Origin of the sequence: Streptomyces sp. NPDC058221, from assembly GCF_042882365.1 — a bacterium.
Taxonomy (GTDB): domain Bacteria; phylum Actinomycetota; class Actinomycetes; order Streptomycetales; family Streptomycetaceae; genus Streptomyces.
In genome coordinates this window covers 12,414-23,417 of sequence record NZ_JBHVWF010000126.1, presented here as the reverse complement: position 1 = coordinate 23,417, position 11,004 = coordinate 12,414, and the positions used below count along the sequence as shown (strand labels likewise).

11 protein-coding genes are annotated in these 11,004 nt (G+C 72.1%); 4 read left to right on the top strand and 7 right to left on the bottom strand.

Annotated features, from left to right (window positions below):
- Window positions 1-53: 53 nt before the first annotated feature.
- From ACFVW8_RS30365 to ACFVW8_RS30345, 5 genes are all read right to left on the bottom strand, one after another.
- Entirely contained in the window at window positions 54-671 is a 618-nt protein-coding gene (locus tag ACFVW8_RS30365) for a winged helix-turn-helix domain-containing protein (protein ID WP_389695594.1), read from the bottom strand.
- Between the two features lie 418 nt (window positions 672-1,089).
- Complete coding sequence (locus ACFVW8_RS30360; RefSeq protein ID WP_389695592.1) at window positions 1,090-2,001, bottom strand: DUF6891 domain-containing protein; 912 nt, start codon at window positions 1,999-2,001, stop codon at window positions 1,090-1,092.
- Between the two features lie 103 nt (window positions 2,002-2,104).
- Complete coding sequence (glnII, locus tag ACFVW8_RS30355) at window positions 2,105-3,139, bottom strand: glutamine synthetase (RefSeq protein WP_389695590.1); 1,035 nt, start codon at window positions 3,137-3,139, stop codon at window positions 2,105-2,107.
- A gap of 141 nt (window positions 3,140-3,280) precedes the next feature.
- Window positions 3,281-4,414, bottom strand: coding sequence for a hypothetical protein (locus ACFVW8_RS30350; RefSeq protein WP_389695588.1), 1,134 nt, complete (start codon window positions 4,412-4,414; stop codon window positions 3,281-3,283).
- Window positions 4,411-5,877 (bottom strand): hypothetical protein, encoded by a 1,467-nt coding sequence (locus tag ACFVW8_RS30345; RefSeq protein ID WP_389695586.1) that lies wholly within the window; start codon window positions 5,875-5,877, stop codon window positions 4,411-4,413. Before ACFVW8_RS30345 ends, ACFVW8_RS30350 begins: the two co-directional genes overlap by 4 nt.
- 211 nt (window positions 5,878-6,088) lie before the next feature.
- Here ACFVW8_RS30345 and ACFVW8_RS30340 point away from each other — a divergent pair, with 211 nt between their 5' ends.
- Both ACFVW8_RS30340 and ACFVW8_RS30335 read left to right on the top strand, forming a co-directional pair.
- Window positions 6,089-7,003 carry a Gfo/Idh/MocA family protein gene (locus tag ACFVW8_RS30340; protein ID WP_389695584.1) on the top strand — a complete coding sequence of 305 codons (915 nt, stop codon included), beginning with the start codon at window positions 6,089-6,091 and terminating at the stop codon, window positions 7,001-7,003.
- Complete coding sequence (locus ACFVW8_RS30335) at window positions 7,000-7,884, top strand: alpha/beta fold hydrolase (RefSeq protein ID WP_389695582.1); 885 nt, start codon at window positions 7,000-7,002, stop codon at window positions 7,882-7,884. Before ACFVW8_RS30340 ends, ACFVW8_RS30335 begins: the two co-directional genes overlap by 4 nt.
- An 11-nt stretch (window positions 7,885-7,895) precedes the next feature.
- Here ACFVW8_RS30335 and ACFVW8_RS30330 read toward each other — a convergent pair whose 3' ends face one another.
- The gene (locus tag ACFVW8_RS30330; protein WP_389695580.1) at window positions 7,896-8,255 is read right to left on the bottom strand and encodes an arsenate reductase family protein; all 360 of its coding nucleotides are present in this window, start codon (window positions 8,253-8,255) and stop codon (window positions 7,896-7,898) included.
- Window positions 8,256-8,374: 119 nt separating this feature from the next.
- On the opposite strand from ACFVW8_RS30330, the gene ACFVW8_RS30325 reads away from it, so the two are divergent.
- Complete coding sequence (locus ACFVW8_RS30325) at window positions 8,375-8,644, top strand: hypothetical protein (protein ID WP_389695578.1); 270 nt, start codon at window positions 8,375-8,377, stop codon at window positions 8,642-8,644.
- 58 nt (window positions 8,645-8,702) lie between these two features.
- Here ACFVW8_RS30325 and ACFVW8_RS30320 read toward each other — a convergent pair whose 3' ends face one another.
- Entirely contained in the window at window positions 8,703-9,143 is a 441-nt protein-coding gene (locus ACFVW8_RS30320; protein WP_389695576.1) for a hypothetical protein, read from the bottom strand.
- A gap of 511 nt (window positions 9,144-9,654) precedes the next feature.
- Here ACFVW8_RS30320 and ACFVW8_RS30315 point away from each other — a divergent pair.
- A complete protein-coding gene (locus ACFVW8_RS30315) occupies window positions 9,655-10,818 on the top strand; it encodes an ATP-binding protein (protein WP_389695574.1) in 1,164 nt (387 codons plus the stop codon).
- Window positions 10,819-11,004: the final 186 nt, after the last annotated feature.

The following is an 11,004-nucleotide window of genomic DNA, read 5'->3' as shown; positions in this document are numbered from 1 at the left end:
CCCTGGTTCCGGTACGTACCGGATCCAGGGCCCCCGTGTGCTCAACGTGCTTCTCAGGGCGCGTACTTGTATCCGACGCGCCGCACCGTCTGGATCGACCGGCGGTGCTCCACGCCGAGCTTGCGGCGCAGCCGGGCGATGTGGACGTCGACGGTGCGCCCGTCGCCCACGTGCCCGTAGCCCCAGACCGTGGTCACCAGCTGGTCGCGGGTGTGTACCCGGTGCGGGTGCGCCACCAGATGGGCCAGCAGTTCGAACTCCAGGTAGGTGAGGTCGAGCGTCTTCCCGTTCACCTCGGCGGTGCGCTGGACGGAGTCGATGCGCACCGGCCCGGTGCCCGGGTCCTCCAGCGCCTCCGGCACCACGTACTGGGCCGATCCGGCTGCCGCGGCCGCGAGCGCCGGCTGCTGGTCGGCGGGGACGAGCACCAGGTAACCGACCATCGGCGGCTGTCCGGGCAGCGCCGGCAGGGTGTGCTGGGGTGCGGGCAGCCAGGTCGTGCCCGGCGCCAGGAACGCGGACACATCGGCGGGCTGGAAGACCTCGTCCGGCGCGACTGCTCGCAGCCGGTGCCGGTTGGGGGAGGGAGGACGGGCGGGGGTGGCCGCAGCGGCCGCCGACGGCGCTGCGGTGGCAGCGGCTGCGGCGGAGAAGGTGCGAGTGTTCGCCATGAGGGTCAGCTCTTTCGCGCGAAGGAGTCGTCTGTGGACGGACTTGCTGCGTGCGCGCGGACCGAAGACCGGGGTGAGCGGCTTTAGAGGGCCAGCGCGTTCAACGCGCGGCAACACACCCGGTCGTAGTCATGATGCTGACGGGAAGGCCAGAACGGCTCGAGGTCGCTGCGACCTGTCGAGGTGTGCTGGAAGCTGGCCATGCCTCTATTGAACCAGAGAACACGACCCCGCAGCAGGCCCCTCTCACCCGTCGGTACGGACCTTTGCGTTACCTTCCTCACCCTGGCCCGTCCACCGGGGCACGGGCGGGGCGGAAGCCGCACCTCGGACAGGGGTGGGAGCCTGTGCTCGCACGGGGCGGGATCCGTGCCTTCGGCGCGGTGGGATCCATGCTCGGCAGGAACGGCCCTCGCCCTCAACCCACCAGCCGCTTGCGCCAGTCCAGCCCCGTCAGCTCGATCGCCCGGCCCGGCGAACCGTCCCACTCCACGGTCAGCCCCGCCTCGCCCAGTACCGCCGCGACCTCCCGGCCCACGGCCGCCGTCGTCTCCTGCGATTCGTCGAACCCGCCGTAGTACAACGTCAGACCGTGCCCGGCCGCCGCGCTCTGTGTGCCCTGCAGATGGAAGAAGACGAAGCCCCGTGCATCCTCCCGGCCCTCCGCGTGGATCTCGCTGAACCCGCACGAGCGGCAGCAGCTGAAATGCTCCCGCGCCGTGATCCCCCGCCCGTCCAGCACGGTGAAGGCCCGCTCCAGCCGGTCGGCATCGGTCTCGTCCGACCAGAGCCGCTGCTCGTCGACACGCTCCAGCCACAGCCGCTCCACCAGCCCGCGCGCCTGGGCCCCGGTCACCGGACGCACCCCGTCCTTCACCAGGTACTCCTCGGCGGACTCGGCGAGATCAGCCACGCTGCCGTACCCACCGCGGAGCAGCTCCCGTACCAGCTCCTCCAGCTGGGAACGGATCTCCGGCGCGATCTCCGGCACGGGCTCGGGCTCCGGCAGGCCGGCGCTCTTCCAGCCGACACCCGTGTCCCACCCGGGCTCCCGGCGGGCCCAGGCCGCCATCAGCCCCGCGACCCGCCCTGGGGCGTCGACGACCGTCCGCACATGGGTGGCGGCCCCGCCGGCGCGGTGCTCCAGCTCGTACACCCCGCCGCCCTCGTGCCACACCTGGATGAACTCACCCGGGATGTCCGGTATCCGCTCCACGACGAGGAAGTGGTCGTCGGCCCCGCCGATCCGGTGCACCAGCGCACTCAGCTCCCGGTCCGAAACGCGGGTGTGGTTCTGCTGGTTCTCCGTCGCCACCTTGATTTCGAGCATGCGACCACCCTGGCACACGGCACCGACAATGCCCCGCGCACGCCGAAGGGGCGCCCACCGGACCGTCGGTGGGCGCCCCTGCGGACGGGCGGTCGCCGCGGGATCAGACCTGTCCGGCCTTCTCCAGCGCGGTGCAGCAGGTGTCGACGATCAGCCGCGTGACGACGTACGGGTCGACGTTGGCGTTCGGACGGCGGTCCTCGATGTAGCCCTTCCGGTCCTGCTCGACCTGCCACGGGATACGGACCGAGGCGCCGCGGTTGGAGACGCCGTAGCTGTACTCGTTCCACGGGGCGGTCTCGTGCAGACCGGTCAGCCGGTCGTCGATGCCCGCGCCGTAGTGCTTGACGTGGTCCATCGGCTTCGAGCCCTCGCCGAGCGACTCGCACGCGGTGATGATCGCGTCGTAGCCCTCGCGCATCGCCTTGGTGGAGAAGTTGGTGTGCGCGCCCGCGCCGTTCCAGTCGCCCTTGACCGGCTTCGGGTCGAGGGTCGCGGAGACGTTGAAGTCCTCGGCGGTGCGGTAGAGCAGCCAGCGGGCGATCCACAGGTGGTCGGAGACCTCCAGCGGGGAGACCGGACCGACCTGGAACTCCCACTGGCCGGGCATGACCTCGGCGTTGATGCCGGAGATGGCGAGGCCCGCCTTCAGACAGTTGTCGAGGTGCTTCTCGACGATGTCGCGGCCGAAGATCTCGTCGGAGCCGACGCCGCAGTAGTAGCCGCCCTGCGCGGCCGGGAAGCCGCCCTCGGGGAAGCCGAGCGGCCGGTGGCCGTCGAAGAAGGTGTACTCCTGCTCGATGCCGAAGATCGGCTCCTGGCCCGCGAACTGCTCGGCGAGCGGGCGCAGTCCGGCACGGGTGTTGGACTCGTGCGGGGTCATGTCGATGTGGAAGACCTCGCACAGGACCAGGACGTCGTCACCGCCGCGGATCGGGTCCGGGCAGGTGAAGACCGGCTTCAGCACCCGGTCGGAGGCGTGGCCCTCGGCCTGGTTGGTGCTCGACCCGTCGAAGCCCCAGATGGGCAGCTCGGCCACGTCGGACGAGGGGGAACCGGGCATGATCTTCGTCTTGGAACGGAGCTTGGCGGTCGGCTCGGTGCCGTCGATCCAGATGTACTCAGCCTTGAACGTCACGGAAGCCATCCTTTGGGGGTGCTGCGGTCTATGCAGCGCAGCTTCGCAAGGCGCGATTTCCCGTCCGTTGCCCTCGTGTGAACCCCGTGTTACCGACGTTTCCTGCGCAAGACGGACCGATGACGGGCCGCTCCAGTCCCGCTAGCCACGGTGCCGCAGCAGCGTCTCGAAACCGGCGGCCCGGATCCGCCGCACCAGCTCCTCCTCGGTGGCGCCCAGCGCCACGGCGGCCCGCGGGAGCAGCCAGTCCGCGTCGGCCAGGCGCTGAAGCAGATGACCGCGCCGGATCTGCGCCTCCGACAGCCGGAACGTCTTCAGGTAGGCGACCTGCCCCTTGTGGTCGGTGATCGTCTCGCCGATGTGCTGCCCGCCCCGGTTCCGCAGGAACGGCGGCAGGAAGCGCCACAGCGTGAACGACCCCATCCGGTACACCCGGTCGAAGCCGTACGAGGTGTCCAGCAGCTCCCGCGCGAACAGGGTGTCGTGCGCCTCGGCCCACTCCCGCTCCTGCTCCCGCGCGGCCGCCCGCAGACCGGCGAGCGTGCCGAGACCCGGCCCGTCCGCGATCCGCGCCCCGAAGCCGGCCACCGGCGCACCGTACATCGCGTACTGGTGGACCAGCTCCCCGTACAGGTCCTGGACGAGCGAGGGGTGCAGCAGGCGGTAGTCGTCGGGGTGCGGCACCACGAAGGCCGCAGCGAGCGTGTCGGCCGCGTACACCATCACCCCGCACTGGCCGGGATGGATCTCGAACACCCGCAGCGCGTCGCCCAGCCCGCGCACCGACCACCCCAGGTATGCGTCTTCGGCCCGCGGCGACAGGCCGTCGCGCAGGGCCTGCCGCGACCACTCCTCCCAGGCGATCGACGGTCCGCCGAAGTGCAGCGAGAGATAACCCTCCAGCGCGAGATGCAGCGGCAGGAAGCGCAGCCGGTCGCCCGGCTGCCGCTTGGCCATCCGGTGGTGCCGGTGGCGCGGCAGCCGTACGGTCCGGGGCGGCGTGCCGTCCTTCTCGCCGTCGGCCGCCAGCTGCGTGCCGTACGCGGCGCTCCCGGTGCCCTCGCCCGACCAGTCGGCGACGAAGCCGTGCGGGATGTACGAGGTGTAGTGGGTGCGCGGCCCCAGCCGGACCACGTCCGGCCCGCCGCCCGAGTACACCTCCTGATGCAGCCGGAGCCCCCCGACGGGCTTCTCACGCACCAGCGGCACCAGCCGGATACCGCCCCAGACCTGCGAGGGACGGGTGGTGAGCCCGGTCAGTTCGAGCCTGTTCACAGGGTGCCTCCCGCCCGTCCGGCCGTCACGAACCGGGCGACCTGCCGGTCCAGATACGCGTGCAGTTCGGCGGGGCCCGTCCGGCCCTCGGAGAACTGGGCGATCTCCACCAGGGCCGGCAGGTCCTCCGCGTCCCGGATACCGGCCGTCGGCACGGCCGGGGACAGCCGCCGGACATCGAAACCGTCCGCGTCGTATACAGGGTTCACATGAACCACGGAGATGCGCCGGTCCGGGTCGATCCTGGTCCGCCACACCCGCAGCACCTCGCCCGCGAGCCCGGGCGGAGCGTTGTCCCAGCCGTCCGAGACGATGACCAGCCGCTCGGGGCCGTGCTCCAGGGCGTCCAGGACGCGGGTGCCGAGCGGAGTCGGCCCCCAGGGCCGGACCAGCAGCGGATCGCCGGCACCGCTGGTCCACAGCGGGGTGTACGCGTCCGGCGCGGCCAGCGCCTCCAGCAGAAAGGTGCAGGCCAGCGCCACGGCGAGCGGACGGCGCCGCTTCTCGCCCGAACCGGACGAGGAGAAGCTGTCGTCCAGCACGGCGGCGACCCGCCCCCAGCTCCCGGCGTGCGGGCCCGCCGCGCGACGGGCCGCGGCGCGCAGGGCCGAGGCCAGCTCCTCGCGGTGGCTCCGGCGCACCTCCAGGGGGAGCGACAGGACGTACAGGGCGAGCCGGGTCAGCGGCATCCCGGCCAGGTCGACACCCGCGGGCAGCGCCTGCGGGGAAGAGGCCCCGCGCTGCGCCTGGGTGCGCAGCCGCTCCAGCCGGGTCATCCGGGGCACCATCCGCTCCAGGAACGCCTCGCGCTTCATGCCGTGCCGGGCCGCGAAGCCCTCGGCGATGGTGAAGGGCAGCTCGTCGACGGCGCCCTGCTCGTAGTGGGCGCGGCGCCAGGCGTCGAGCAGGGCGTGCCGGTACCGGGGCAGCTTCCCCGGCCGGAAGAGGAAGTCGCCCAGCTCACCGCCGGACCCGTCGCCGAGCCGCAGGTGCGCATGGCGGACGGCGTTCTTCAGCCCTGCGCGGTACTTCACCGCGTCGTGCGCCGGATCGGGCCGCGCGGTCAGCCAGTCCCGCATGATCGCGCGGGTGCGCCGGTTGTTGACCCGGGCGGCACGCAGTTCCCGGAACAGCCGGTACACCCGCTGCGGCGGCAGCATCGCCAGCCGCGCGGCGATCAGCCGGCCCTCGGTGCGCTTCTCCCCGGCCGTGGCATCACAGGCGTACTCCAGCAGACCCCGGACGATGCGCACCGCGTTGTGGTCGTTGATGTCGAGGGCGAGCGAGGCGGCGTACACCCTGCGGTAGTTGACCCGTACATACGCGTGCAGGAAGTCGAGGGAGAGCTGCTGCCGGTACGCCCCCGAGTGGAACTCGCGCTGCCCGGTCGCGGTGATCGCCGCGTTGACGAAGAGGAGCACGTCCTCGGCGGCGACGAGGTCGGCGAAGCTCTCGGTCGTCATGATGCATCTCCCGTGGTGTTCCGCGAGGCGGTACGCGCAAGCGGAAGCCGGCCGGGGAATGAGGGCGCGAGCAGCGAAATGTTTGCTTTACAGGCAAGTCCCGGAAGTCGCACCGGAGTCCCGCGGCCGGCCCCGTCAACGTAGCCGCCCGGCCGCACGGCCCGCCACCGGATTCGCCTCGCCGCACAGCCGCACCGGGCACACTTGTCCCATGACGACATCCGCGACCCCCCTGCGTATCGGCCTGGTCGGTACGGGCCCCTGGGCCCGTAACACCCAGGCCCCCGCCCTCGCCGAGCATCCCGGCGCCGTGCTGAGCGGGGTGTGGGGCCGCCGGGCCGAGGCCGCCGGGGAGCTGGCCGCCGCGCATGGCGTCACGGCGTACACCGGCGATGCCGGGCTCGACGAGCTCTTCGCCGCGAGCGACGCCGTCGCGTTCGCGCTGCCGCCCGACGTCCAGGCCCCGCTGGCCGCCCGCGCCGCGGCGGCCGGCTGCCACCTGCTGATGGACAAGCCGGTGGCCACGACCGTCGCGGGCGCCCGCGAGGTGGCCGAGGCCGCCGAGCAGGCCCGGGTCGCCTCCATCGTCTTCTGCACCCTGCGGTTCGCTCCGGAGACCTCCGCCTGGATCGCCGAACAGCACGCGAAGGGCGGCTGGTTCACCGCGCACGCCCACTGGATCGGCGCCCTGTGGGCACCCGGCGCGGACAGCGAGTACGCCGCGTCGCCCTGGCGCCACGAGAAGGGCGGACTCTGGGACGTCGGCCCGCACGCGCTGTCGGTCCTGATCCCGGTCCTGGGCGACGTCACCGCGCTGACCGCGGCCCGCGGCCCTGCCGACGCCCACCACCTGATCCTCCGCCACGCCTCCGGCGCCTCCAGCACGGTGACGCTCACCCTGGCAGCCCCGGCGGCCGCGACCGGGGTCGAGGTCGAGCTCAGGGGCGAGCACGGGACCGTCGGTCTGCCCCGGTGGGACGGGGCGGTCGGCGCCTTCCGGGCGGCGGTGGACGCGCTGATCGAATCGGTGCGTACCGGGGTGGCGCACCCCTGCGACGTACGGTTCGGGCTCCGGCTGACGGAACTGCTCGCGGAGGCGGAGACCCAGGCGGAGAGCACCTCATGACAGCCGCGCGGAAGCCCGCAACCGGCGACGCGGCCTTCCTCGCGGCGTACGACGAGGTCATCACAGCCAAGTGGCCCGCCGGAACGAGGCCGGCTGAGGTCTCCACCCCGTACGGCACCACCCACCTCAACTGTCACGGCCCCGAGGACGCGCCGCCCCTGCTCCTGCTGCCGGGCGGCGGAGCGACCTCCACCGCCTGGTACGCCCAGGCCGCCGAACTGGGCCGCAGCCACCGGGTGCACGCCGTGGACCTCGTGGGCGAGCCCGGCCGCAGCGTGGCGGGGGAGCGCGCCATCCGCACCGTGGGCGATCTGAACGCTTGGCTCGACGCGGTACTGGACGGCCTGGGCGTCGAGTCCACCGCGCTGTGCGGCCATTCGTACGGCGGCTGGACCGCCCTCCAGTACGCCCTGCACGCACCCCACCGGGTCGACAGGCTGGTCCTCGTCGACCCGACCGGCTGCTTCGCCGGCTTCCGCCCCGGCTATCTCCTCCACGCGCTCCCGATGCTGCTGCGCCCGAACCCCGCACGAACCCGCGCCTTCCTGGCCTGGGAGACGGGCGGCGCCGCACTCGACCCGGCCTGGCTGCGGCTGCGCGAGGCGGCGGCAGGATTCCCCGCGGCCCGGCCGGTCACCGGACCGCGTCCGTCACCCGAGGCCCTGAGCGCACTCGACGTGCCGACCCTGATCCTGCTCGCCGGGCAGAGCCGGGCCCATGACGCGGCCCGCGTGGCAGCCACCGCGCGCCGGCTGCTGCCGCACGCGGAAACGGCCGTCCTGCCCGGCGTCTCCCACCACGCGCTGCCGCTCCACGAGCCGACGGCGGCCGAACTCAGCCACAGAATGCTGCAGTTCCTCGACGCCCCGGCCAGCCCTTAGGGCCGTTCCGCTCAGCGCCCCAAGGCGTCCCGCACCGCCGCGTCCGTGCGCGCGACCACGGCCGTGCCGTCCTCAGCCGTGATGATCGGCCGCTGGATCAGCTTCGGATGCTCGGCGAGCGCCGAGATCCAGCGCTCCCGCGCAGCCGCCTCGCGCGGCCACTCCTTGAGCCCGAGCTCCTTGGCGTCCGCCTCCTGGGTCCGCGTGATGTCCCACGGCTCCAGCCCGAGCCGGCCGAGGACGGCCCGGATCTCGTCCGGTGACGGCACGTCCTCCAGGTAACGGCGGACCGTGTAGTCGGCGCCCTCCGCATCGAGCAGCTGCACCGCGCTGCGGCATTTGGAACAGGCGGGATTGATCCAGATCTCCATGGGGCCAACGGTACGGGATGGACCCGCGAAAACCCCTCTGGCCAGGGGCGATTGTCAGTGCCGGGCAGTAAAATGGGGGTAGTTCGTGAGGGTTCCACCACCGTGCCAGGAGGTTGCCGATGGCCGTTGCCGCAGTTACGACCAAGCCGCTCCACAAGCCCCTGCAGAAGAAGCCGCTCCCCGCCGGCCGTCCCCGTGAGTGGTATGTCACCCACAACCGCCGGCTGAAGGCGATGCGCCTGGCGATCGCCCTGCTCGACACGGGCATCTACTACCCGTCGAGCGCGAGCAACGCGAGGATACGTACGACTGCCGAGCGCCTCGGCATCCTCCCGCCGTCCGACACCACCTGCCGCATGGTCCGCGCACTCATCCGCTACGGCCGCTGACCACCGTCCGCAGGTCCGCACCCTGCGCCCCCGGGAGATCCGGGGGCGCAGCCGTGGCTCAGAACCCGCTGCAGGTGGCGGTGGCGAAGGCGCCGGACGCCCGGTCGGTCCGCCGGGTGCCGTCGTCCGCCGTCACGGAGCAGGTGACATCGCCGCCTGACCGCCCGAGGCCGACGACGAACGAGCCGCCGTTCATGAACCCTCTGGTGTCCAGCTCCGCGGCCCACGGCAGGGTCCGCAGCGTCAGCCGCCCGGTCGACAGGGCCTCGCCCTGCCAGGTGCTGTAGGTGAGCGTCACATCCCTGGCGGTGCCCGTGACCTCGTACCTGATCCGCAGGGTCTTCGAGCCCTCCTGGGAGATCCCGTGGGCCAGCACCGCGGAGACCGCGCCCGCGGCGAGGGCCAGCAGCACGGCGACCATCAGCACCACCCACGGCCAGAGCCGCCGCCGGCGGGGCTGCTGCCGCTCCGGTCCGTCGTCGGTCGCCTGCTCGCTCATCCCCCCAGCCTCGGCTGTCCGGCCCCGGCGCGCGACCCCGCCGCCTCCGTCCCTCACCCGTCCGGCCTCTCGGAGACCGGGCAAGGAGTGCGCCTGGGCGGCTGCGGGGGTGCGCGGCGGATCATCAGGCGGTCGCAGCCCGGCAACACCTCAGAGCGTTCGAAGCCTGATGTCAGCCGCCGACGTTCGGGCCCGCGGTTCCCTCCGCGGGTCTGCCGTCGCGACGCTACGAAGGGAACGGCGATCAGACGCGGCGTCAGAGGGGTGGCGTGGCGTCACTCCGATGTCTCCCTGAAATCCGGGGCCTTGGGGCTGCCGGGAATGGGGCCGTACGCGGCCTCGGCCGGGGGCCGACCGCGATTCCCGGGTCCACCTCAACCCCTGGGCCGGCTGTACCCGGGCAGGGGGTCACCCGCCTGCCAAAGCCCTCGCCATACCGCCTCTGACCTGGTATTTTCTGGAGATTTCCCTAGGCTGGGCAGCGCCGCCGGATACAGTCGAAGGGGACCTCGTGAGTGAGAACGCCAACCCGTACGACGCCACGCACATCACGGTGCTGGAGGGGTGGGAGGCCGTTAGGCAGCGGCCCGGGATGTATGTCGGCTCGACCGGTGAACGCGGCTTGCACCAGGCGGTGTTCGAGGTCGTGGGCCGGGCCGTGAACGAGGTTCTGGCCGGCCGCGCCAGTTCCGTCGACGTCACCCTCACGCCCGATGGCGGTGTGAGAGTCGCCGACGACGGGCAGGGTGTTCCCGTCGAGGTCACCGAGGACGTGGATGGCGCCACGGACCTCGAAGCTCTGCTGACCCGCGTGTACGCCGGGGCGGAGCCCGCCGACCGCAACACTGCGGCCGTGGGCCTCGTCGGCATCGGGCCCAGTATCACCAACGCCCTGTCGAGCCGCCTGACTGCCGAGGTGCGGCGCGATGGTGCCCGCTGGATTCAGGAGTACGCGCGCGGTGTCGCCGCAGCCCCGCCCACCGCCGTGGGGGCCGCATCCGGCAGCGGGACGACCATCACCTTCCGGCCCGACTCCGACATCTTCGAGACCGTGGAGTGCTCGTTCGCCGTGCTGGCCGAACGCTTCAGGGAACTGGCCTTCCTGAACCGGGGCCTGGCCATCTCTCTGACCGACGCACGTCCTCCGGGCGAACCCCGGTCGGTACGGTTCCTCGGCGGGACAAGGGACTTCGTTGCCTTCCTCGACGCCTCAGCGAGGACGCCCGTACACCCGGACGTCATTGCCTTTGCATGGGAGGGCCTGCGGATGGCAGGGACGGCGGAGGTGGCCATGCGGTGGTCCACCTCTCACGAGGAGCAGCTCCGCAGCTTTGCCAACAGCCGCCCCACCCCCGGCGGCGGCACACACATGCTCGGCTTCCGAGACGGAGTGGCGGGCGCGGTACACGCCTACGCACGAAAGCGGCAACTACTGACGGCGACGCACCCCGGTCTCAGCGCCGACCGGGTCTGCGAGGGACTGACGGCTGTCGTGTCGGTGAAACTGGACCATCCCTCGTTCGAGGGCGCCACCCGCGGTGTACTGGGCAACGCCGCAGTACGCACCTGCTTCGACGAGACCGTCCGGGAGCGCCTCGGCAGCTGGCTGGAGGGACACCCGGAGCAGGCCGCAGCTGTTGTCGACCGGCTCACCCGGGACGCGGGCAGGAGCTGAGCGTCGGTGGCCCGCCCCAGCCGATCCCGGTGCACGGGACTGGAGCGCGCCCACTCGGAGCGCAGCAGGCGGTCAGCCGAGCGGCGCCCGTGCCCGGCAACGCGGTGGAGGGGTCGAGGCCGTATACCACATAAAACAACCACAACCCTAAAAAATAATCAACACACACCCCAAATTAATAGTCTC